We start from the raw sequence: 22,017 nt of genomic DNA, 5'->3' as shown, positions 1-22,017 counted from the left end.
TCAGCGACACGTGCGGGAGGGGCCGAGGCGGGAGCGTCAGGCCGGTCGGTGGTGGGCGAGGACCGCGTCCAGCAGGCCGGGGTAGAGCTTGTCCAGCTCGTCGCGGCGCAGCCGGACCAGCCGGCTCGTGCCGGCGGCGCGGGTTCGGGTCAGGCCCGCCTCGCGCAGCACCTTGAGGTGGTGGCTGCGGGTCGCCTTGGAGACGCCGAAGTCGAAGCTGCCGCAGGGGGACTCGCCGCCCTCGGCGAGCGCCCGGACGATCTGTAGCCGCACGTCGTCGGCGAGCGCGGCCAGCACGCTGGTGACCGGTACGGCGGTCAGGTCGGGTTCGTGCGGCTCCATGTGACCAGTGTAACCGTTGTTCGACAATTGTCGAACAAGCTCCTACTGTCGGTGTCGTTGGTTCGACGATACTCGAACATTGGAGTTGCCGATGCGATCCCGCGCCACCGCTTACCCACTGGTCGCCGTGCTCGGCTGGGGCGTGATGTTCCCGATCCTGGCCAGCGCGCTCGACCGGGTCGACCCGCTCAATTTGACCACCGCGCGCTACCTGCTGGCCGCCGTCGTCCTGGTCGCCATCCTGCTGCTCCGCGAGGGGGCCGGCGCGCTGCGGCACGGTGGAAGGGCGCTGGAGGTGGTGGTGCTCGGCGTGGTCGGCTTCGCGGGGTTCAACCTGCTCACGAACCTGGCGCTCGAACACGCCGCCCCGCAGCAGGTCTCCCTCTTCGTGGCCACCACCCCGGTGATCACCCAGCTCGTCCGCTGGGCTCGCGACGGCGTACGCCCGAAGCCGCTCCTGCTGGCCCTCTCCCTGGTGGCGCTCGTCGGAGTCGGCCTGGTGATCACGCGCGGCAGCCTGGCCGGGCTCGGCCAGTTCGGCCTCGGCGGGCTGATGATGATCGGCGCGGTGCTGGGCTGGGCCATCTACACCCACGGCGCCAGCCGGTTCGGCGAGTGGACGCCGCTGCGCTTCACCACACTGACCGCGCTCGCCGGCACGGCCGCCATGCTCGTCCTGAGCATCGGCGCCGACGCCGTCGGCTGGCAGCACGCGCCAGGCGCCGCCGACCTCGTGGCGGTCACCCCGCAGCTGGCGTACGCCGTCGTGGTGGGTGCCGTCATCGCGGTCCTGGCCTGGAACACCGGCGTGCAGCGACTCGGTGCCGCCAACGCCGCGCTGTTCATGAACCTGGTTCCGGTGACCACCTTCGCGGTGCAGATCGCCCGTGGCTACCGCCCGGAACCCGTCGAACTGGTCGGGGCCGCCATCACGATCGCCGCCCTGATCGCCGCGAATCTCGCCGCCCGCCCCCGGACCACGCCGCTGCCCCAGTCGGGTGCGGTGACGGACCCGATCGCGGTGACCGACCCGGTGGCCGTGAACGCCCGCTGACCCACTCCCTGGGATTCGCCCTGGAGGCCACGGCCAGCTTTGCCTAGACTCGGCGGCACAACTGAATACCTCATCCAGAGGGGCTGAGGGATACGGCCCGACGACGCCCCGGCAACCACCCCGCGCGCTCACCGCTGAGCGACCCGCGGGGCAGGTGCCAATTCCGTCCCCGCCGCACGGTGCGATGCGGGGAAAGATGAGAGGACTCTCGACATGACGTCGACGCTCGTCAGCTCCGGCATCGACACCTCTGCCAGCCCGGCCCGCGCCCTGGTCTGCCGCGCCTGTTCGGCCCGCTACCCGCTCGCCGCCCAGCACGCCTGTTACGAGTGTTTCGGCCCGCTGGAGGTCGACTACGACACCTCCGCGCTGGCCACCGTCACCCGTGAACAGATCGAAGCCGGCCCGGACAACATCTGGCGGTACGCTGCACTGCTGCCCGCCGGTCAGGACCCGGCCAGCCGGGTCACCCTCGACCCGGGGCTGACCCCGTTGGTGGCGGCCCCGCACCTCGCCGCCGAGTTGGGCATCACCGCGCCGCTGTGGGTCAAGGACGACAGCGCCAACCCCACCCACTCGTTCAAGGACCGGGTCGTCTCGGTGGCGCTCACCGCCGCCAAGGCGCTCGGCTTCACCCGGTTCGCCTGCGCGTCGACCGGCAACCTGGCCAACTCGGTGGCCGCCCACGCCGCCCGCGCCGGCGTGCCCTCGGTGGTCTTCATCCCCAGCGACCTGGAGCAGGGCAAGGTCATCACCACCGCCGTCTACGGTGGCGAACTGGTCGCCATCGACGGTTCGTACGACGATGTCAACCGGCTCTGCGGCGAGCTGGTGGAGACCGACGAATTCGAGGACACGGCGTTCGTCAACGTGAACGTCCGGCCGTACTACGCAGAGGGTTCCAAGACCCTCGGCTACGAGGTGGCCGAGCAGCTGGGCTGGCGGATCCCGGCGCAGGTGGTCATTCCGATGGCCAGCGGCGAGCTGCTCACCAAGATTGACAAGGCGTTCTCCGAGCTGGTCGAGATCGGCCTGGTCGAGGCGCCGGCCGGCGGCTGGAAGGTCTTCGGTGCGCAGTCCGCAGGCTGCAACCCGATCGCCACCGCCCTGCACGGCGGGACCGACACGATCATCCCGGTCAAGCCGACCGGCATCGCCAAGTCGCTCAACATCGGCGACCCGGCAGCCGGCCTCTACGCCCTGGAAGCGGTCCGCCGCACCGGCGGCTGGATGGAGTACGTCGACGACGACGAGATCCGGGCGGGCATCCGCGACCTGGCCCGCACGACCGGGGTCTTCGCCGAGACCGCGGGTGGGGTGACAGTGGCCGTGCTGCGCAAGCTGGTCGAGTCCGGTCGGCTCGACCCGTCGGCGGAGACCGTCGTGTTCAACACCGGCGAGGGTCTGAAGACCATCGACGCGGTGGCCGGCCAGGTTGGCCCGACCCACCACATCAAGCCCTCGCTGCGTGCCGCCCGCGACGCCGGCCTCCTCGGCTGACCCACGGGCCAGGTGGATCAGCCAGTAACTGGGTTTTCGCTGTGAGTGTGGAAAATCCGCCGCTACGGACTTGACGGCAGGAACCGGACGGCGCAAGATGCTCCGTGCGGGAGGGCATTTCGCCGAAGACTTTTGAAGTTCTTGCGACCCAACGCCGGAGGCGTTGTGCGAGTGTCCCTCCCGACCACGTTCGATCGGGCCAGCGATTAATTCGCTGGCCCGATCGCTTTTGCCTGGTGCACCCTCAGCGCAATGAGCATCACTATCGCGTCGTTCGACGGCGCCGACCGGACCGCGGTCGACGAGGCGTACCGGATCGGGTCAGCGGTCAACCACGCCGACCTGCCGGACTTCCCGCCCTCCTGCCGGCGCCGCTTCGACGCGCTGTTCCACACGCCGATGCCCGGCACCCGGTCACTCTGGGCGCTGGCCCGACTGGACGGCGTGCCGGCCGGCTACCTCCAACTGGACCTGCCGCAGCTCGACAACACCGACAACGCCACCGCCGACCTGCTGGTGCATCCCCAGCTGCGGCGTCGTGGAGTCGGCCGGGCCCTGCACGAGTACGGCGTGCGTCTGCTCCGCGAACACGGCCGCAAGCGGGTGGTGGGGATGGCGGTCTCCGCGCTGCCCGGCGGGCCGGCCCGAAGCGTGGCCGGTGACGCGTTCGCCGCCGCTACCGGAGCGCAGCCCGCCCTCGCCGAGGTGCGCCGACGGCTCGACGTCAGCAAGCTCGACCGGGTCGCGCTGCGGGCTTCGCTCGCCGAGGCCCGCCCGCGGGCCGAGGGCTACCAGTCGGTCTGCTGGCAGGGGGCCACCCCGCCGGAGTACGTCGCCGACATCGCCTACCTCGACGGCCGGCTGCTGATGGACGCGCCCATGGGCGACGTGCAGTGGGAGCCGGAGCGGGTGGACGCCGAGCGCATCCGCGGCAACGAGCGGGCGCTGGACGCCCGGGGCCGGCGGCGCTACCACCTCGGGATGCGCCACGAGGCGTCCGGTCGACTTGTCGCCTGGACGCTGCTGGACGTGGGTGCCTCCGCCGACTGGCACGCGTTCCAGCAGATCACCATCGTCGACCCGGCCCACCGTGGGCACCGGCTCGGCCTCATCGCCAAGGCGGAGAACCTGCACCACCTGCTCACCCACCAGCCGGCGATACAGGTGATCGACACCTGGAACGCGACAAGCAACAGCTACATGGTGGCGATCAACGAGCAGCTCGGCTTCCGCCCGGTGGACTCCTGGACCGACTGGCAGCTCACTCTCTGACAGGTATCGGCGCTACTGCTCGCGGACCTGACTCAGGCATGCGCCGCTGCCGGGCATTCGCGCTACTGCTCGCGGACCTGACTCAGGCATGCGCCGCTGCCGGGCATTCGCGCTACTGCTCGCGGACCTGACTCAGGCATGATGGCGGGCATGACGGAGACCCCGCATCCCCTGTACGACAGGCACGCCGACACCCTCAACCGTGCGCTGACCGCGATCACGGAGCGGGGCTACTGGTCCGCCTATCCTGAATCCCCCAGCCCCCGGGTGTACGGCGAGACCGCCGCCGCCGACGGTAAGGCCGCCTTCGAGGCGTACCTCGGTGGTGATTTTCCGCTCGACCAGCCCGGCAGCGGCGCTCGGGTCGCCACCGAGACGAGCCCGTTCGGTGTGGAGTTGGCGGTGCGGTACCCGCACGCCGGCCCCGGCGAGCTGGTCAGCGCCGCCTCCGCCGCGCTGCCGGCGTGGCGTGACGCCGGCCCGCAGGCCCGGGTGGGCGTCTGCCTGGAGATCCTCGACCGGCTGCACAAGAACATCTTCGAACTGGCCAACGCGGTGCAGTTCACCAGCGGGCAGGCGTTCGTGATGGCCTTCCAGGCCGGTGGCGCGCACGCGCTGGACCGGGCGCTGGAAGCCCTGGCGTACGCGTACGCCGAGATGACCCGGCACCCGGGCACGGCGGGCTGGGAGAAGGCCGCCGGCAAGGGCGACCCGCTGCGGATGACCAAGACGTTCCACGTGGTGCCGCGTGGGGTGGCGCTGGTGATCGGCTGCAACACCTTCCCGACCTGGAACTCGTACCCCGGGCTGTTCGCCTCGCTGGCCACCGGCAACCCGGTGATCGTCAAGCCGCACCCGCGCGCCGTGCTGCCGCTGGCCATCACCGTGAAGTACGCCCGGGAGGTGCTCGCCGAGGCCGGCTTCGACCCGAACCTGATCATGTTGGCGGCGGAGGCGCCCGGCGAGAAGCTCGCCAGCGACCTGGCCCTGCACCGGGCCGTGAAGATCGTCGACTTCACCGGCTCCACCGAGTACGGCGACTGGCTGGAGACGCACGCGCGGCAGGCCTCGGTCTACACCGAGAAGGCCGGGCTGAACACCGTCGTCATCGACTCCACCGACGACTTCGCCGGCATGTGCCGCAACCTCGGTTTCACGCTGACCCTCTACAGCGGTCAGATGTGCACCACCTCGCAGAACATCCTCATCCCGGCCGGCGGCATCGAGACCGACCAGGGGCACAAGAGCTTCGACGAGGTGGCCGGCGGGATCGCCGCCGCCGTCGGCAAGCTCACCGCGGACCCGGCCCGGGGTGTCGAACTCACCGGCGCCATCGTCAACGACGGGGTGCTGGAGCGGCTGGCCGAGGTGACCAAGGTCGGCGAGCCGGTGCTTCAGTCGCGCGCCGTGGAGCATCCGTCGTACGCCGACGCGGTGGTGCGTACCCCGACGATCGTGAAGCTGACCGCTGACGACGCGGAGACGTACGGCCGGGAGTGGTTCGGGCCGATCTCGTTCGCCATCGCCACCGACTCCACAGCACACAGCCTGGAACTGCTGCGCCGGACGGTCGGCGAGAAGGGCGCGCTCACCGCCGGTGTCTACTCCACCGACGAGGCGGTGCTGGACGCGGCCGAGGCGGTGGCGGTCGAGGTCGGGGTGCACCTGTCCTGCAACCTCACCGGAGGTGTCTTCGTCAACCAGTCAGCGGCGTTCTCCGACTTCCACGGCAGTGGGGCCAACGCGGCGGCCAACTCGGCGCTGACGGACGGGGCGTACGTGGCGAACCGGTTCCGGATCGTGCAGTCCCGGCGGCACGTCTGAGCCTCGGTCGCGGTTGAGGGTTTCCGGGGCAGCCTCGCGTTTCCTTGCGGTTGAGGGTTTCCGAGGCAGCCCGCCCCGCTCCGGGCGGTCAGGCTTGATCCCTGCGCGGGTCGGGCTGCCCCGGAAACCCTGACGTGGGCACGGTTGTCGCTGACGTGTCCGGCCGGGGCCTCTTTCTATCCATGATCGTGCTCGATCCAGGGTCTGGTGGCCTTCCGGCGAATGGTTACCACTACATCGCAGATCGAGCACGATCATGGTGCTCCGGCATGCTGCGCGACCGGGGCGGCGGGGGAGCGGGGTGTGGTGGCTGTGCGGGTCTAGGCGGGGCGGCGCATGTGCAGTTCGGTGAGGGCTGGGATGGTGGGGTGCGGGACGCGTACCCCGGTGTCCTGGAAGCCCAGGCGCTGGTAGGCCCGGTAGGCGCGGTCGTTGCCGACCACCACCTCCAGCAGCAGCTCCGGTCGGCCACAGGCGCGCGACCAGGCGGCCACCCCGTCGATCAGCTCGCCGAGCAGCCCGCTGCCGCGCCAGGTCGGCGTGACGTAGACGGCGTAGATCACGGTTACGCCGGGTTCGTTCGGGGCGGTGGTGCCGCCGGCGTGCCCGACCAGCCGGCCACCGGGGTCGGCGATGAACTGCGCGTTGCTGGAACCGGCTGAGGTGTACGCGACCCGGGCGGCGTACTCGTTGTGTGGCCGGGCCGCCGCGTCCGCCAGGGTCTCCAGGAAGGCCAACGGCGCGTCGGCCAGCATCTCCAGGCGCAGCGCCCGCATCCGGGCGGCGTCCTCCGGCCGGACCCGGCGGATCTCCGCCAGCCGCACCGCCGGCGAGCCCATGTCGGTGGTCATGTCCGCATGCCTACCACAGGGGATGGCCGCCTTCTCGTGAGCTGTGCCCGCTCGCCGTCACCTCGGCGCGGCCCCGGAGTGTGTCCGATTTGTGGCCGTGCGCGGCCGTCACTCCTCGTGTAGCGTGCGATTTCGGTCACCTCACTCAATGGCGGTCATCGATCGCTGAGTCGGTGGTCGGGGCGCCCGGCTGCGCCGTGCGCCGGGTCAGGCAAGGCCGCGCGAGTAAGGGAAGTGCACCGTGGCACAGGGCACCGTGAAGTGGTTCAACGCCGAAAAGGGCTACGGCTTCATTGCCGTCGATGGCGGTCAGGACGTGTTCGTCCACTTCTCCGCTATCGAGATGGACGGTTACAAGGCGCTGGACGACGGTCAGCGGGTCGAGTTCGAGATCGCCCAGGGCCAGAAGGGTCCGCAGGCCGAGCACGTACGCGTCACCGGCTGAGCTTTCGGACCGATCGGCCCCGGTGAGTCGGGGCTGCGGCAGGGGCACCCAGCCGGGAAGATCGTGACCGTTCCAGCCGATGCCGAGGAGCGTTCATGACCGACCAGCCGCCCCCGCCCACGTCGTCCGCCGGGTCCGGGGAGCCGGACCCGTCCTCGCCCGCCGGCAGCCCCGGCCACTCCGGTCCGCCGCCCGGCTGGGGCCCGGGCCTGCCCCCGGCCGGCCCGCCGCCCGGCTGGGATCCCGTAACCGGGTCCTGGGGCGCCGGTGCGCCGCAGCAGGGTTGGACGTTCCCGCCCACCGGGGGCTACCCGCCCGGGTCGGGCCCCTACGGCGGGCAGCCGTGGTATCCGGGGCCGCAGGCCGGCTGGTACCCGCCGGGTTACGGATTCGACCCGAACGACGCACTGGTCACGCCGCCCGGCGCCGGCCTCGGCGGTTGGTTCGACAGATGTGGCGCAGCCTTGCGCCGGGGCTGGCGGCAGTTGGTGCCGATCGTGCTGCTCACCCAGGTGCTGCCGGCGGCGGTGCTCTCGGTGATCTCGCTCGGGCTGGACCCGTCGGCGCAGTGGGCCGCCCAGGCCGAGTCGAGTCCGAACCCGGCGCTTCCTGACAACTTCGCCGCCGAGCTGCTGAACCTTCTGGTCCTGCTGGTCGGCGGCAGCCTGCTGGTCGGGTTGGTGCAGGCCGTCGGATGGGCCGCCGGCACCTGGGTGATCACCAAGCAGGCGGCCGGTCAGCCGGTCAGCCTGGAGTCGGCACTGCGCTACGGCCTGCGCCGGGCCCTCGGGCTGTGGGGTTGGACCCTGCTGATCGGCCTGCTGATCGGCGTGGGCCTCTGCTTCTGTCTGCTGCCGGGCATCTACCTGGCCCTCGCGCTGAGCATGGCCGGCCCGGTCTATCTCTTCGAGCGGCACAACCCGATCGGTCGATCGTTCCGGATGTTCCATGATCGGCTGGGCCTGCTGCTCGGTCGGGTCGCCCTGGTGGCCGCGGCGGTGATCGTCGGCACGGTGATCCCCGGTGTGCTGGAAGGGGTGGGCACATCCCCGCTCGGCACGGATCCGTTCGCCTCGGCGGGCACCGCGGTCGGCGCGGTGGTCGTGATCGGGATCACCGCCGTGCTGGCCCTGCCCGCTCACCTGGCCCAACTCATCGGTCTGCTGGTGACGTACGCCGAGCAGCGGGCCCATGAGGCGCCGGTGAACACCGCCGTACTGGCTGCGGAACTCGGCTGAGCGGCGGCATCGTGCTTGCACTCGGCATGGGAGAGTGCTAAACAAGTCATTGGCACTCGCATACCGTGAGTGCCAATGGTCGGGACGGTGGGGCCAGGTTGCACCGGCGTGGAGACGCCGGGGTGACACATGGCCGGTCGTCGCGGGCTATCCGGCCCGGCCGAAGGACGTCGTCGTCGCCAGGTGGCGACGTCCCAAGGTGCGTACACCAGGCGGCCCATCCGGGGCACACATCTCGGGTGGCCCGTGAGTGTCCAGGAGGACAACGCCGTATGGCCAAGATGATCGCGTTCGACGAAGAGGCGCGCCGCGGCCTCGAGCGGGGCATGAACCAGCTCGCCGACGCCGTAAAGGTGACCCTCGGCCCCAAGGGCCGCAACGTCGTGCTCGAGAAGAAGTGGGGTGCCCCCACCATCACCAACGATGGTGTGAGCATCGCCAAGGAGATCGAGCTCGAGGACCCGTACGAGAAGATCGGCGCTGAGCTGGTCAAGGAGGTCGCCAAGAAGACCGACGACGTTGCCGGTGACGGCACGACGACGGCGACCGTCCTGGCCCAGGCCCTGGTTCGCGAGGGCCTGCGCAACGTGGCCGCCGGCGCCAACCCGATGGCCCTGAAGCGGGGCATCGAGGCTGCTGTCGCGAGCGTCTCGGAGGAGCTGTCCAAGCTCGCCAAGGACGTCGAGACCAAGGAGCAGATCGCCTCCACCGCCTCCATCTCCGCTGGCGACAGCACCGTCGGCGAGATCATCGCCGAGGCGATGGACAAGGTCGGCAAGGAAGGCGTCATCACCGTCGAGGAGAGCAACACCTTCGGGCTGGAGCTGGAGCTCACCGAGGGTATGCGCTTCGACAAGGGCTACATCTCGGCCTACTTCATGACCGACCCGGAGCGTATGGAGGCCGTCTTCGACGACCCGTACATCCTGATCGCCAACAGCAAGATCTCGTCGGTGAAGGACCTGCTCCCGATCCTGGAGAAGGTCATGCAGTCGGGCAAGCCGCTGCTGATCATCGCCGAGGACCTGGAGGGCGAGGCCCTCGCCACCCTGGTGGTCAACAAGGTCCGTGGCACCTTCAAGTCGGTCGCCGTCAAGGCGCCGGGCTTCGGTGACCGCCGCAAGGCCATGCTGACCGACATCGCCATCCTCGCCGGTGGCCAGGTCATCAGCGAGGAGGTCGGCCTCAAGCTCGACGCCGCCAGCCTCGACATGCTGGGCCGCGCCCGCAAGGTCGTGGTGACCAAGGACGAGACCACCATCGTCGACGGTGCCGGTGACGCCGAGCAGATCCAGGGCCGGGTCAACCAGATCCGGGCCGAGATCGACAAGAGCGACTCCGACTACGACCGGGAGAAGCTGCAGGAGCGGCTGGCCAAGCTGGCCGGCGGCGTTGCGGTCATCAAGGTCGGCGCGGCCACCGAGGTCGAGCTCAAGGAGCGCAAGCACCGCATCGAGGACGCCGTTCGCAACGCGAAGGCCGCCGTCGAGGAGGGCATCGTCCCGGGTGGTGGCGTCGCGCTGGTGCAGGCCGGCAAGACCGCCTTCGACAAGCTCGACCTGGTCGGCGACGAGGCGACCGGTGCGAACATCGTCAAGGTCGCGCTGGACGCCCCGCTGCGGCAGATCGCCGTCAACGCCGGCCTTGAGGGCGGCGTCGTGGTGGAGAAGGTCCGTAACCTCGAAGCGGGTCACGGCCTCAACGCCGCCAACGGCGAGTACGTCGACCTGCTGGCCGCGGGCATCATCGACCCGGCCAAGGTGACGCGCTCGGCGCTGCAGAACGCCGCTTCCATCGCGGCGCTCTTCCTCACCACCGAGGCTGTTGTCGCGGACAAGCCGGAGAAGACCCCGGCTGCCCCGGCTGGCCCGGGTGGCGGGGAAATGGACTTCTGAGTCCAGTTCCGACACACCGAACGGGGCGGGCCGCTGACGCGGTCCGCCCCGTTCGTCGTCAGGTCGGTAGGGGGCGCTGGTTGCGCCGTTTCTGTGCCCTGCTGTACGGCGGAAGCAGTTGGATCGGCGCGTCCACCATCTCCTGCGGTTCCTCGGCCATCGACGGCTCACCGTCGGTGGTCATCTCGGCCAGTTGCTCGGCGTCGCCGTAGTCGAGCCGGTCGAACGGCAGTTGACCGGGGAGTTCACCCACCGGCTTCCAGGTGATCGGCGGGCCGTCCTCGGTCTGGTTGTCATCCGTGGTCATGGCTGCCTCCTCTACCGAAACGGTAGGGGGCGTCGATGGCCGACGCGGGCGAAAGGATCTACGTCCTGTTTGCCCCGGTTAGGTGGTTGGTAGGGCTCGCCGGTACAGGAAGAAGACCCGCTCGATCCGTGCGCCCGCGCTGCCCGAATAGAACGGCACGGGCCCCACCCAGCCAATCTGTGCCCGGTCCAGCCCCGCCGCCCGCAGGTCGCGCAGGCAACGCCGCAACAGCACCCCACCGATGCCCGACCCCTCGGCGGCCGGCGCGGTGCCCATCGGCCCGAACCAACTCGGCCGCGACGACCCGTACGCGGCGAAGCCGAGCAACTCGCCGTCCCGCTCCGCCAGGTGGCAACCGGCGTCCGCGCGCCCCACCGACCCGGCCAACTCACCGTCCCAGGTACCGCCGAAGGTGGATCTGGCGAACGCCGTCAACGCCGGCAGGTCCGCCGGCTCCGCCCGCCGTACGGTGACGCCCTGGTCGGCCAGCCGCCGCTGGGCAGCCTCGGTGGACCGCAGTGCCGGCGACCCGTCGTACGACAGGTCCGCTGTCATGTTCCAGGCGGTCCGGTCCTGCTGGTAGCCGAGCGCGAGGGCGGCGCAGACCGCCGGCGTGTAGCGGACGTCGATGCCCGGCCACGCGTAGTACGGCGGATTCCCGGCCAGCAGCACCTCGGTCACCCCCCGCTCGGCGAGCACCCGCTCGGCCCGCTGGAGCAGGGCCCGGCCGACACCCCGACGCCGCTGATCACTGTGAACCGCGACCAGGTCCACGTGCCCGATCCCCGGCTCGGCCGACGACACCGAGCAGATCAGCACCCCCACCAGGTCCGCGCCCCGGTACGCGCCGAGCCCGACCACCGGCCGGTCGGCGGAGGCCCGCGGCCAGAGCACGTCCACGATGGAAGCCGCCTCGGCGGCGTCCTCGGGCAGGTCGAGCGCCTGCTGGCAGAGCCGTACCACGGTGGGGGCCAGGTCGGCGGTCAGCTCGGTGACGGTGATCTCGGCGTCCATGGTCGCCGACCCTAGATCACCGGCTGTCGGGTCGCACCCCCTACTACCGCCGGGCGGCGCGCACGGCGGCGTACGCGTCGACCTGGCCGGCGCCGGTCACGTTCGACGGCCCACCGCAGGCGTCGGAGGGGCTGTCGGAGCGGTAGGTGGGCGTCGCCGCCGTGGCGGTGTCCCGGAGGATCTGCCGGGTCCGGTCCACGTCGCCGACCAGCGCCGGGTTCGCCGACCACATCAACGCCACCACCCCGGCCACCTGCGGGGTGGCCATCGACGTGCCGTCCAGTGCGGCGTATGTGCCGCCCGGCATGGCCGACACCACACCCACCCCCGGTGCCAGCACGTCCGGCTTGCCCGAGCCGCCCGGCACCGGCCCGCGCGAGGAGAACTCCGCCACCCGCCGCTGGGCGTCCACCGCGCCGACGGTCAGCACGTCCGGGTACGGGGCGGGCGGGTCGTCGATCGAGGCGCACCAGGGGCCGGTGTTGCCAGCCGCGGCGACCACGAAGATCCCGGCCGCGTCCAGGGCGGCGGTGGCCGGCCGCAGGACCCGCTGGTCGCAGCCCTCAATAGGCGGGCAGCCCCACGAGTTGGTCAGCACCTGCGGGGCGCGCTCCGGACGGCCGTCGGTGAACGGGTCGCCACCTGCCGGGAACGGCGCCAACATGAACTGGAGGCAGTCCAGGTAGTGCGCGGGGCTGCCGAGGTTGCGGTCGAGGTTGACGCAGCCCACCCACTTCGCGTCCGGTGCCACGCCGATGCCGTCCCGCCCGACCGCGCTGCCCACCGTGTGGGTGCCGTGCCCGCCCTGGTCGGTCGGGCTCCGGGTGTCGTCCCACGGGTCGTACCAGGAGTCGTCTCCACCACGGAACCCGGCGCTCAGCGCGGGATGGCTGCCGTCCACCCCCGAGTCGGAGCTGCCCACCACGATGCCCGTGCCGGTGACCCCGAGCTGGGACCAGACCCGGTCGGCACCGATCTGGCGGATGTTCCACTCCGGGGCGGTGGGTCTGGGCACGTCGCCCCGGCTCTGCCCGGCCGGGGCCGGCAGCGGGCGTAGACGCTGGCTGACCAGCACCCGCGCGACCTCCGGCCGGCCGGCCAGCCAGGCCCGCACCGCCGGGCCGCCGTCGACCTCCACCGCGTTGACCAGGTAGTACGACACCGGGTCGAGGCGCAGCCGGTTCACCTCCCGCAGCAGGTCGCCCTGGCTGCGTTCGGCGGTCGTCACGAGCCGCCGGTAGACCTCCGCCGCGCGGGCGTCCCGCCCGGCCTGACCCGGCGCGCCGGCCGGAAGATCATTCAGGTCGGCCTGGGCGCGCAGCACCACGAACAGCCGCTCGCCGTACAGGCCCGGCTGGCCGGGGCCGAGGTCGACCACCCCGAACGCCACCAGCAGCACCACCGCCGCCACCGCGGCGACCCGCCGGTTCGGGGTGCGTGCCGTCGGCCGGGCGAGCAGCACCGCGTACCCGATGGCGACCACCACCGCGACGGCGAGCCCGACGCCGGCCGCGGCCGCCACCCAGAACGGGATGTCCCGGGTGCCGACCAGCAGCAGGGTGATCTCTTCCGGGTCGGTGAAGGCCAGCGGGCCGAGCGCGGCCAGGCCCACGAGCCAGCCGGTCGCCGCCCGACCCGCCCGCCTGGCCTCGGCCGGATTGGCGCCGGACCGCCAGGTCGCCGCCCAGAGCGCGGCCAGCGCGAACCCCACCGGCGGCACTGTCAGCAGCCCGGGAAGCTGTCCGCCGGACTGGCCGGCCCCGGCCGCGAGCAGCAGCAACGCCACCCCGGCGACCAGGCCGCCGACCAGCACCAGTCGAGCCGGCCGGGGCGGTCGACCAACCGCGAACACGGACCAGAAGGGGGCATCCAGCAGGGTCGCGGCGAGCACTCCCAGCGCGGCGGCCGCCAGCAGCGCGAGCGCGGTCTCCAGGAGGCCACCGAGCGCACCCAACCACGCCCACGGCAGCAGCAGCGCCAACCCGGCGGCGACCGCGAGCAGCGGCACCGGGCCGGGCCGGCGCGGGCGTCGCTGGGGTGCGACCGGCTCCGCGTTCCCGGTGGCCTCGGGCCGGGTGGCGTCGCCGTTCCCGGTGGTCTCGGGCCGCGTGGCGTCGCCGTTCCCGGTGGGTGCCGGGCCGCCGACCGGGCCAACCAGCCCGGGGTACGCCCACCGGCGCGCCGCCCAGCGGACGGCGAGTGCACCGAGCAACGCGACGCCGGCCAGCGCGGCGAGGTACGCCTCGTGGTGCACCGGTGGCACGACCCGCAGCAGGGTGAGCACGCCGAGAGCGAGTGCGCCGAGCAGCCAGACCCGCCCGGTGGCCCGGACCGCCGCCGACCGGGGTGCAACGGCAAGCAGCAGGGCGGGCGTGCCGAGCAGCGCCACTGTGGCCAGGCCGAGCACCGGCCAGAGCCAGCCGAACCGGTCCCGTCCGAAGCCCAGCAGCACCTGGTCGGTGAGCCAGCCGCCGGTCTGGGTGCCCACGGTGACCGCTACCGTCCAGCAGCCGACCAGCACTGCCGCGACCACCGGCCATGGGGACGTTCGAGAGCTGACTGCGGGGTACCCGGGTTGACCGTGCATCCGAGAACCTTACGACCACGGTGAACGGTTCCGGACCGAGTGCCACCTCGAAGAATCGTCGAGATCTTGGACAGTTTCCGTTAGCAGCTAACGGAAACTGTCCAAGATCTCCGACAGGCGAGGGTCGCGAAATGGGCATTTGGGGCTATGCGGCGCGGGCGGCGAAATGTCGACACGTCGGCCCGGCGGTTACGGTGGACGGGTGCGCGACCCCAATATCTCCCGATCCGTCGCCGGTCAGCTCTCACCGGTCCGCCGTGCGTCCGACCTGCGTCGACTACGTGCCGAGCGCTTCGATGTGCTGGTCATCGGCGGTGGGGTGACCGGTGCCGGTGCCGCGCTGGACGCGGCGTCCCGGGGCCTGAAGGTGGCGCTGGTCGAGGCGCGTGACCTCGCGGCGGGCACCTCCAGCCGGTCCAGCAAACTCATCCACGGTGGCCTGCGTTACCTGGAGCAGTTGGAGTTCCACCTGGTCCACGAGGCGCTCACCGAGCGCGGCCTGCTGGCCACCCGCCTCGCGCCGCACCTGGTCCGCCCGGTGCCGATCATGGTGCCGCTGCCGGCGGGGCGGGGCCTGCGGGACCTGCCGGCCCGGGTCTTCCGCCGTTCGTACTACGGCGCGGGCGTGGCCGCGTACGACGCCTTCGCGGGGGTCTTCGGCGGTGGCCGGGGTATGCCGCTGCACCGTCACCTGACCCGGGAGGGTGCCCGGCGGATCTTCCCGAGTCTGCGGGCCGACGCGCTGGCCGGGGCCATCCGCTACTACGACGGGCAGGTCGACGACGCCCGGCTGGTGGTCACCCTGGCCCGCACCGCGGCCAGCCTGGGCGCCACCGTGGTGAGCAGTGCCCGCGCCGTCGGGCTGATCCGGCAGGCGCGCGAGGTGACCGGCGTCCGGGTCCGGGACCTGGAGGCCCCGCCCGGTTCACCGGACGCGGAGTTCGAGGTGCAGGCCCGCACCGTCATCGCCGCCACCGGTGTGTGGAGCGACGACATGTCCCGGATGCTCAACGACGTGGGCCTGCGGCCCGGGGTCCGGGTGCGCGCCTCCAAGGGGGTGCACCTGGTGGTGCCCCGCTCGGCGATCACCGGCGAGACGGGGCTCATCCTGCGGACGGCGAGTTCGGTGCTCTTCGTCATCCCGTGGGGCGGGCACTGGATCATCGGCACCACGGACACCGACTGGCGGCTGGACCGCTCCCACCCGGCCGCCTCGGCCCGGGACATCGACTACCTCCTCCAGCAGGTCAACACGGTGCTGGACCGGCCGCTGACCACCGCCGACATCGAGGGGGTGTACGCCGGGCTGCGGCCGCTGCTGGCCGGCGAGGCCGACTCGACCTCGAAGCTCTCCCGTGAGCACGCGGTCTTCGAGCCGATGCTCGGGCTGTTGCTGGTCGCGGGCGGCAAGTACACGACGTACCGGGTGATGGCGTCGGACGTGGTCGACCGGGCCGCTCGCCGCCTCGGTGGGGCCCGCGCGTCGCGCACCGCCGACCTGCCGCTGCTCGGCGCCGACGGCTACCCGGCGATGTGGCGGGACCGGGCCGACCTGGCTCGCCGGCACGGCGTGCCGGTGGGCGTTGTGGAGCACCTGCTGGAGCGGTACGGCACCCTCACCCTGGACCTGCTGGCGCTGGTGGACGCCGATCCACTGCTGGCGTCCCCGCTGGCCGGTGCTCCGGAGTATCTGGCGGCCGAGGTCGCCTACGCGGCGCGGGCCGAGGGTGCGCTGCACCTGGAGGACGTGCTGACCCGACGGACCCGGATCTCGTTCGAGACCAGCCACCGGGGGTTGGAGTCGGCGGAGCACACCGCCGAGTTGATGGGGGCGGTGCTCGGTTGGGATGCGGCCACCCGGGCCCGCGAGGTCGAGCACTACCGCGCCCGGGTGGAGGCGGAGCGGCAGTCCCAGTTGATGCCGGACGACGCGGCGGCGGACGCCGCCCGGTTGGGCGCTCCGGACGTCCGGGGTTACGCGGCCGACCGGGGTGGTGACGGTCAGGCGGAGCTGCGACAGTCCGCTCGGTGACGAATTGCGACGTTACCAATGGGTAACTATCGATACCGACCCGGATGGTGGTTTCGAACGCTACCTACGGTGGGGTAGGTTTCCGCGCGTGCAACACCGCGCCCGCCCTCGTCTGCTCGGACCCCTGCTCGCCGTCGCACTCGCCAGCGCCCTGACCGGGTGCTCGCTCTTCGACCGGGACAAGCCGAGCAGCTCGGTGGAGCAGACGACGGGCACGGCGGGTGGCGGATCGCAGCTGGAGATCCCCACCACTGTCGCCGCCGGCCAGGTCAGCCTGCTCCAACGCCTCGGTGAGGACGGGCCGATGCGCACCCTGAGCGTCGAGCGCAACGGCGCGTGGCAGTGCGTCGACTGCGCCGGCGACGGGGTGACCTCCCGGGGCACCCTCGCACCGGAGTTGACCGAGCGGCTCCAGGTGCTGCTGGCCAACCCGGCGCTGGCCGACGAGACCGATCAGGCCCGGCGGTACCGGACCACCTGCATCGACGCGCTGACGTCCAGCCTCATCACCTCGACCGGGCTGATCACCTCACAGGACTGCCCCGGTGAGGAGCTCACGCCGGTCGCCGGGGAGATCCTGCTGCTGCTGACCCAGGCCACCCCGGCCGAGGTCAAGGGCTGACCGCAGCCGGTCAGAGCACCTTGCCCGGGTTGAGCAGGCCGGCCGGGTCGAGCGCCGACTTGATCGCCTGATGTACCCGGACGCCGACCGGACCGACCTCCTGGGCCAGCCAGTCCCGCTTGAGCAGCCCCACCCCGTGCTCGCCGGTGCAGGTGCCGCCCAGGTCCAGGCCGAGCCGCATGATCTCGTCAAAGGCTCGCCGGCCCCGCGCCACGCTCGCCGGGTCGGCCCGGTCGACCACGATGTTCGGGTGCATGTTGCCGTCCCCGGCGTGCCCCACCACGCCGATCGGCACCTCGCACTCGGCGGCGATCCGGGCGACCCCGTCCAGGAGCGCGGCGAGTGCGCCCCGCGGCACCGCCACATCGTCGATCACCAGGCCGCCGTTGCCGCCCGGGTAGGTGTCCGCCGCGAACTTCTCCATGGCCGGGTGGGCCAACCGGCGGGCCTGTAGCAGTGCCGCCGCCTCCACCGCGTCGGTGGCCGCGTAGACCTCGTCGGCACCGACGGCCTCGCACACCTCGGCCAGCACCGCCAGGTCGTCCGCCGCCCGGGTGCCGGTGTCCGCGGCGGCCAGCAGCAGGGCCTGCGCGTCGGTCCGCAACCCCATCGGCTGGTACGCCTCGATTGCCCGCAGGTGGGTCTGGTCCAGCAACTCCAGCAGGCTGGGGGTGAGTCCGCGAGCCGCGATCTCGGCCACCGCCGCGCCGGCAGTGGCGACGGACGGAAAGACCGCCACCAGGGTCAGCGAGTCGGCCGGGGCGGGCCGCAGCGCCACGGTCACCTCGGTGATCACGCCGAGGGTGCCCTCCGAACCGACGAACAGCCGGGTCAGGTCGTAGCCGGCCACCCCCTTGGCCGTCCGCCGCCCGGTGCGCAGCACCTCGCCGGAGGCGAGCACCACCTCCAGGCCGAGTACGTACTCGGTGGTCACGCCGTACTTGACGCAGCACATGCCGCCGGCGTTGGTGGCCACGTTGCCGCCGATCGTGGACGACTCCCAGGAACCGGGGTCGGGCGGGTACCAGAGGCCCTGCTTGGCCACCGCACCGGCCAGCGCCGCGTTGACCACCCCCGGTTGGACCACAGCGATCCGGCTCACCGGATCGATCTCCCGGATCTCGTTCATCGCGACGGTGCTGAGCACCACCGCGCCGTCCACCGCGTTCGCCGCGCCGGCCAGCCCGGTCCGCGCACCCTGCGGCACCACCGGTACGCCGTGTCGCGCCGCGGCCTGGACCACGGCGACCACCTGCCCGGTGTCGCGCGGGCGGGTCACCACCAACGGCAGGCCGGCGGCGCACAGGTCGGCCTCGTCGCGCTGGTGCATCAGCAGCAGGTCCGGGTCGGTGAGCACGGCGTCGTCACCGAGCGCGGCGCGCAGGTCGTCGAGGAGCGCGGTGGCAGCCATGCAGCCGAGGCTAAGCCGCCGACCGGCGATCAACAACATGATCGACTCGACGGGATAGCTTGGACATCATGCTCTACCTGGACCGGCCGGCCTGGCCGTGGCGCGGCCGGCTCTGGTCGCACCTGATCAGTGACGTCTCGTACGCCGAGCTGCACGCCTTCGCCGAGACGCTCGGCGCGCCGAGGCGCGGCTTCGACCGGGACCACTACGACATCCCGGCCGACCGGTTCGCGGCGGCGGTGTGGCTCGGTGCGCAGGTCGTGCCGAGCCGGGAACTGGTCCAGTTGCTCCGCAGCACCGGCCTGCGTCGCCCGAAGCACCTGGTCAGCCCGCGTTCTGCGGCTCCCCGCTGAGCGCGGCGAGTTCCCGGCGCACGTTGGCCCGGGCAGGCTCTTCCCACCGGGTCGCCAGCGGCGGCAGCCGGAACAGCGCGGGCAGCGCCAGCAGGCCGGTCAACACCGCGGCCCGTCCAGCCCGGAAGGCCGGCTCCGGCACGTGGGCGTACTCCCGGCGGATCGCCGCCGCGTACCGCTCGTAGCGGGCCGGCGGCGCGGCCAGCACGGCCAGGTCCGCATCGCAGAGCAGCGCGCCGTCCCGGTCGTCCGGGGTCACCGAGTGCCCGGCGGTGAGCACCACCAGCCGGTGCACCTCGGCCACCGTGGACGTCGGCACCCCGAGCCCGGTGAGCACGCTCCCGGCCAGTGCCGCGCTGTCGCGTTCGTTGGCGTCGCCAGCGGCCCGGGGGTCGTAGACCACGTCGTGGAACCAGGCCGCCAACCGGACCACGTCGACCCGATCGGCCAGGTCGGCGTGCTGGTCCACCACATCGAGCACCGCCGTCAGATGGGCCAGCGTGTGATAGTGCCGGTGCGGCTCCCGCCACCGGGCGATCACCATCTCCCCGGCCCGGGTCGTGTCCGGGTCGGGCCTCGCGCCGGCATCCCGGGCCGCCGCCCGCCACCGGTCCAGCAGATCAGCCACCGCCCGAGTCTGCCGCATCCGCCCGCGACGCGCCGGACGGGAGGATTCAGCGAGCCCACCACGGGTAGTCGCGCCCATGGCCGTGGCCCGCGACAAGCGACCTCCGGTGGTACGACGTACCGCGCTGCGTGAAGGGCTGGTGGACATCGACGGCGCGCGGATCGCCGAAGCCACCCAAGAGCTGCGTCACCGCGGTCGAGCCACCCTGCACGACCGGCTGCACCGGGTACGGATGGCCGGTGGGCTCGCCGTGCAGGCCGGGCTGGCGGCCGGGCTCGCGTACTTCGTCTCGCACCGGCTGCTCGGCAACCCGCAACCAGTCTTCGCGCCGATCTCCGCGGTCGGCACCCTGGCCGCCTCGGTCGGTCAGCGGTTCCGCCGGACGGTGGAGCTGATCGTCGGGGTGGGCGTCGGGGTGGCAGTCGGTGACCTGCTGATCTACTTCCTCGGCACTGGCGCGTGGCAGCTCGGCCTGGTGGTCACCGTGGCGATTCTGCTCACCATCTTCGCCGGGGCGAGCGTGGCGATCGTCATCCAGGCGGCGGCCACCGCGGTGCTGATCGTGACGCTGAGCCCGTCGACCCAGAACCTGGAGATCCCCCGCTTCGTCGACGCGTTCCTCGGCGGTGGGATCGCGCTGCTGGTCACGGCGGTGCTGCTGCCGCTGAACCCGCTCCGGGTGATCAACCGGGCCGCCCGACCCGCCCTGGACCTGCTCGCCTCCCAGCTCGACGCCACCGCCGACGGGCTGCGCAACCGGGACCGCGCCACCATCCAGGGCGCGCTGGAGAGGTTGCGCAACAACAAGGAGGAGTTGGCCACGCTGGGCGAGGCGATCGAGGGGGCGAAGGAGACCGCCACCCTCTCCCCGGCCCGTTGGCACCGCCGCGACGAACTGACCCACTACGCCGAGGCGGCCGACCCGATCGACCGGGCGATGCGCAACAGCGGCACGTTGATCCGCCGGTCCGTCACGCTGGTCGAGGACGAGGAACCGGTGCCCGATCCGATGCCGGACGCGATCGGCCACCTCGCCGAGTCGGTCCGGCTGCTCAAGCACGAGTTCGCCGCCGGTGAGGAGCCGGAGAAGGCCCGGGAACGGTCACTGCGGGCGGTCAGCGAGGCCGGCCGGGCGTACGGCGAGGGGGTCGGCTTCTCCGGCAGTGTGGTGGTCGCCCAGGTCCGCACCACAGCGAGCGACCTGCTGGTCGCCTCCGGAATCGAGCAGGAGGAGGCGAACCGGTGGATCCGCACCGCCTTCGGGGAGCAGGAACGCCCGGTCGGTGAGCCCGCCGAGCCCGGCGAGGCGCCGAAGCCACCCACCGCCCCGCCGATCGGCTGAGCGCGGGCCGCCGCCGGCCGGGCCTCAGCCCAGCTCGGCCAGCGCCGCGAGCAGCCGGTCCACCTGGGCGGCCGTGCTGCCCAGCCCGATGCTGGCGCGCAGCGCGGTGGGCGGCAGGTCCCGCCGGCCGGTACGTCCCGCCGCCTCACTGAGCAGCCGCCGGGCCAGCGGGTGGGCACAGAACAACCCGTCCCGTACGCCGATGTGGTGCTCGGCGGCCAGCCGGGTGGCCACCTCGGTGGAGTCCCGACCGGCGACCACGAACGAGACGATGCCGACCCGGGGCGCGTCCGGGCCGAAGGTGCGCAGCTCCACGACGTGCGGCAGGGCGGCGAGGCCGGTCCGCAGCCGGGCCAGCACTGCCTGCTCGTGGGCGGCCAGCGCGGCCCGGTCCGCGTCGTCGAGCGCCGCGCACACCGCCGCCAGCGCAACCGCGCCGAGCAGGTTCGGGGTGCCGCCCTCGTGGCGGGCCGGACCGGTCGCCCAGGTCACGTCGTGGGTGGCCGGACCGACGTGACTGGTGGCCCCGCCGCCGGCCAGGTACGGCGGCGCGGCGTCCAACCAGTCCGCCCGGCCGATCAGCACGCCCGCGCCGAACGGCGCGTACAGCTTGTGGCCGGACACGGCCAGATAGTCGACGTCCAGCGTGAGCAGGTCGACCGGGGCGTGCGGGGCGAGTTGCGCGGCGTCGAGCACGATCCGGGCACCGTGCCGGTGGGCCACCCGCGCCAGCTCGGCGACCGGCCACCGCTCACCGGTCACGTTGCTCGCACCGGTCACCGCGACCAGCACCGGCAGCGCCGGGTTGCTGCCCCGACGCAGCTCGGTCAGGGCGGCGGCGAGATCGCGTACCGCCCCGTCGGGGTCGGTGGGCACCGGCAGCCGCACCGATCCGCGCGGCCAGGGCAGCAGGTTGGCGTGGTGTTCGCCGGCGAACGTGACGACCGTCGTGCCGGCCGGCACGGCCCGCGCCAGCAGGTTGAGCGCGTCCGTGGTGTTGCGGGTGAAGATCACGTGATCGTCGGCGCGAGCGCCGAAGTGGTCCCCGATCGTCTGCCGGGCCTGCTCGTAGGCGAGGGTGCAGCGTCGCGACAGCGCTCCCGCGCCGCGGTGCACGCTGGCGTACCAGGGCAGCAGCTCGGCCACCGCGTCGGCGGCGGCCCGCGCGCACGGTGCGCTGGCCGCGTAGTCCAGGTTGATCTCGCCGGGCACACCGAGGACGTCGAGCGGCGCGGACGGCCTGGCGGGCACTGTGGGCAGCGAGGGAACGAGGGTGACGGACACGCCGGAACCTCCGGGG

19 protein-coding genes and 1 riboswitch are annotated in these 22,017 nt (G+C 72.4%); of the genes, 11 read left to right on the top strand and 8 right to left on the bottom strand.

All coding sequences use genetic code 11. From position 1 onward, the window contains the following. Positions 1-36: 36 nt before the first annotated feature. Entirely contained in the window at positions 37-342 is a 306-nt protein-coding gene (locus AB0C03_RS10055; RefSeq protein WP_210862139.1) for an ArsR/SmtB family transcription factor, read from the bottom strand. Positions 343-433: 91 nt separating this feature from the next. On the opposite strand from AB0C03_RS10055, the gene AB0C03_RS10050 reads away from it, so the two are divergent. The 4 genes from AB0C03_RS10050 (at position 434) to paaN (ending at position 5,992) form a co-directional block, all read left to right on the top strand. Next, positions 434-1,396: a DMT family transporter gene (locus AB0C03_RS10050; RefSeq protein ID WP_357635887.1), complete on the top strand. Its 963-nt coding sequence runs from the start codon at positions 434-436 to the stop codon at positions 1,394-1,396. A gap of 67 nt (positions 1,397-1,463) precedes the next feature. Beyond that, a riboswitch (SAM riboswitch) is annotated at positions 1,464-1,599 on the top strand. Positions 1,600-1,609: 10 nt separating this feature from the next. Further along, positions 1,610-2,896 (top strand): threonine synthase, encoded by a 1,287-nt coding sequence (gene thrC, locus AB0C03_RS10045; protein ID WP_030327808.1) that lies wholly within the window; start codon positions 1,610-1,612, stop codon positions 2,894-2,896. 252 nt (positions 2,897-3,148) lie between these two features. Then, entirely contained in the window at positions 3,149-4,168 is a 1,020-nt protein-coding gene (locus tag AB0C03_RS10040) for a GNAT family N-acetyltransferase (protein ID WP_030327807.1), read from the top strand. 150 nt (positions 4,169-4,318) lie between these two features. Continuing rightward, positions 4,319-5,992 (top strand): phenylacetic acid degradation protein PaaN, encoded by a 1,674-nt coding sequence (gene paaN, locus AB0C03_RS10035; RefSeq protein WP_210860658.1) that lies wholly within the window; start codon positions 4,319-4,321, stop codon positions 5,990-5,992. 320 nt (positions 5,993-6,312) lie between these two features. Here paaN and AB0C03_RS10030 read toward each other — a convergent pair whose 3' ends face one another. Next, a complete protein-coding gene (locus AB0C03_RS10030; protein ID WP_030327805.1) occupies positions 6,313-6,843 on the bottom strand; it encodes a GNAT family N-acetyltransferase in 531 nt (176 codons plus the stop codon). 241 nt (positions 6,844-7,084) lie between these two features. On the opposite strand from AB0C03_RS10030, the gene AB0C03_RS10025 reads away from it, so the two are divergent. The 3 genes from AB0C03_RS10025 to groL all read left to right on the top strand — a co-directional run bounded on the left by AB0C03_RS10025 (position 7,085) and on the right by groL (position 10,421). Beyond that, entirely contained in the window at positions 7,085-7,288 is a 204-nt protein-coding gene (locus AB0C03_RS10025) for a cold-shock protein (RefSeq protein ID WP_030327804.1), read from the top strand. A 95-nt stretch (positions 7,289-7,383) separates the two neighbouring features. Further along, entirely contained in the window at positions 7,384-8,526 is a 1,143-nt protein-coding gene (locus tag AB0C03_RS10020) for a hypothetical protein (RefSeq protein WP_357635881.1), read from the top strand. 272 nt (positions 8,527-8,798) lie between these two features. After that, the gene (groL, locus tag AB0C03_RS10015) at positions 8,799-10,421 is read left to right on the top strand and encodes a chaperonin GroEL (RefSeq protein ID WP_030327802.1); all 1,623 of its coding nucleotides are present in this window, start codon (positions 8,799-8,801) and stop codon (positions 10,419-10,421) included. 58 nt (positions 10,422-10,479) lie between these two features. On the opposite strand, the gene AB0C03_RS10010 is transcribed toward groL, so the two are convergent. From AB0C03_RS10010 to AB0C03_RS10000, 3 genes are all read right to left on the bottom strand, one after another. After that, the gene (locus AB0C03_RS10010; protein ID WP_030327801.1) at positions 10,480-10,728 is read right to left on the bottom strand and encodes a hypothetical protein; all 249 of its coding nucleotides are present in this window, start codon (positions 10,726-10,728) and stop codon (positions 10,480-10,482) included. Between the two features lie 78 nt (positions 10,729-10,806). Continuing rightward, positions 10,807-11,742 (bottom strand): GNAT family N-acetyltransferase, encoded by a 936-nt coding sequence (locus AB0C03_RS10005; RefSeq protein WP_030327800.1) that lies wholly within the window; start codon positions 11,740-11,742, stop codon positions 10,807-10,809. A 43-nt stretch (positions 11,743-11,785) separates the two neighbouring features. After that, positions 11,786-14,329: a S8 family serine peptidase gene (locus tag AB0C03_RS10000; RefSeq protein WP_210864822.1), complete on the bottom strand. Its 2,544-nt coding sequence runs from the start codon at positions 14,327-14,329 to the stop codon at positions 11,786-11,788. Between the two features lie 217 nt (positions 14,330-14,546). On the opposite strand from AB0C03_RS10000, the gene AB0C03_RS09995 reads away from it, so the two are divergent. Beyond that, positions 14,547-16,361 carry a glycerol-3-phosphate dehydrogenase/oxidase gene (locus AB0C03_RS09995; protein WP_210864929.1) on the top strand — a complete coding sequence of 605 codons (1,815 nt, stop codon included), beginning with the start codon at positions 14,547-14,549 and terminating at the stop codon, positions 16,359-16,361. An 88-nt stretch (positions 16,362-16,449) separates the two neighbouring features. Then, positions 16,450-16,983: a hypothetical protein gene (locus tag AB0C03_RS09990; protein ID WP_210864821.1), complete on the top strand. Its 534-nt coding sequence runs from the start codon at positions 16,450-16,452 to the stop codon at positions 16,981-16,983. Between the two features lie 10 nt (positions 16,984-16,993). Here the strand turns inward: AB0C03_RS09990 and AB0C03_RS09985 are convergent, their stop codons facing one another. Then, positions 16,994-18,394 (bottom strand): FAD-binding oxidoreductase, encoded by a 1,401-nt coding sequence (locus AB0C03_RS09985; protein WP_030327796.1) that lies wholly within the window; start codon positions 18,392-18,394, stop codon positions 16,994-16,996. A gap of 68 nt (positions 18,395-18,462) precedes the next feature. On the opposite strand from AB0C03_RS09985, the gene AB0C03_RS09980 reads away from it, so the two are divergent. Then, complete coding sequence (locus tag AB0C03_RS09980) at positions 18,463-18,747, top strand: DUF4031 domain-containing protein (RefSeq protein WP_030327795.1); 285 nt, start codon at positions 18,463-18,465, stop codon at positions 18,745-18,747. Here AB0C03_RS09980 and AB0C03_RS09975 read toward each other — a convergent pair. Then, complete coding sequence (locus AB0C03_RS09975) at positions 18,719-19,375, bottom strand: HD domain-containing protein (protein ID WP_245233485.1); 657 nt, start codon at positions 19,373-19,375, stop codon at positions 18,719-18,721. The genes AB0C03_RS09980 and AB0C03_RS09975 overlap by 29 nt on opposite strands. Positions 19,376-19,514: 139 nt before the next feature. On the opposite strand from AB0C03_RS09975, the gene AB0C03_RS09970 reads away from it, so the two are divergent. Further along, positions 19,515-20,717, top strand: a complete 1,203-nt coding sequence (locus tag AB0C03_RS09970; protein WP_245233503.1) for an FUSC family protein — start codon at positions 19,515-19,517, stop codon at positions 20,715-20,717. A 24-nt stretch (positions 20,718-20,741) separates the two neighbouring features. On the opposite strand, the gene AB0C03_RS09965 is transcribed toward AB0C03_RS09970, so the two are convergent. Further along, positions 20,742-22,001, bottom strand: a complete 1,260-nt coding sequence (locus tag AB0C03_RS09965; protein WP_030327792.1) for an aminotransferase class V-fold PLP-dependent enzyme — start codon at positions 21,999-22,001, stop codon at positions 20,742-20,744. Positions 22,002-22,017 lie beyond the last annotated feature (16 nt).

Source organism: Micromonospora parva (assembly GCF_040649675.1).
Classification (GTDB): Bacteria; Actinomycetota; Actinomycetes; order Mycobacteriales; family Micromonosporaceae; genus Micromonospora; species Micromonospora parva.
The sequence above is the reverse complement of the archived record's forward strand: the minus strand, read 5'-3'. Positions and strand labels throughout refer to the sequence as shown.

Bases quoted from the DNA above. Each gene is read 5' to 3' on its own strand.
- AB0C03_RS10030 (WP_030327805.1), bottom strand. From the start codon at position 6,843: ATGACCACCGACATGGGCTCGCCGGCGGTGCGGCTGGCGGAGATCCGC.
- thrC (WP_030327808.1), top strand. From the start codon at position 1,610: ATGACGTCGACGCTCGTCAGCTCCGGCATCGACACCTCTGCCAGCCCG.
- paaN (WP_210860658.1), top strand. From the start codon at position 4,319: ATGACGGAGACCCCGCATCCCCTGTACGACAGGCACGCCGACACCCTC.
- AB0C03_RS10050 (WP_357635887.1), top strand. From the start codon at position 434: ATGCGATCCCGCGCCACCGCTTACCCACTGGTCGCCGTGCTCGGCTGG.
- groL (WP_030327802.1), top strand. From the start codon at position 8,799: ATGGCCAAGATGATCGCGTTCGACGAAGAGGCGCGCCGCGGCCTCGAG.
- AB0C03_RS09980 (WP_030327795.1), top strand. From the start codon at position 18,463: ATGCTCTACCTGGACCGGCCGGCCTGGCCGTGGCGCGGCCGGCTCTGG.
- AB0C03_RS10005 (WP_030327800.1), bottom strand. From the start codon at position 11,742: ATGGACGCCGAGATCACCGTCACCGAGCTGACCGCCGACCTGGCCCCC.
- AB0C03_RS10010 (WP_030327801.1), bottom strand. From the start codon at position 10,728: ATGACCACGGATGACAACCAGACCGAGGACGGCCCGCCGATCACCTGG.
- AB0C03_RS09985 (WP_030327796.1), bottom strand. From the start codon at position 18,394: ATGGCTGCCACCGCGCTCCTCGACGACCTGCGCGCCGCGCTCGGTGAC.
- AB0C03_RS10000 (WP_210864822.1), bottom strand. From the start codon at position 14,329: ATGCACGGTCAACCCGGGTACCCCGCAGTCAGCTCTCGAACGTCCCCA.
- AB0C03_RS10020 (WP_357635881.1), top strand. From the start codon at position 7,384: ATGACCGACCAGCCGCCCCCGCCCACGTCGTCCGCCGGGTCCGGGGAG.
- AB0C03_RS10055 (WP_210862139.1), bottom strand. From the start codon at position 342: ATGGAGCCGCACGAACCCGACCTGACCGCCGTACCGGTCACCAGCGTG.
- AB0C03_RS10040 (WP_030327807.1), top strand. From the start codon at position 3,149: ATGAGCATCACTATCGCGTCGTTCGACGGCGCCGACCGGACCGCGGTC.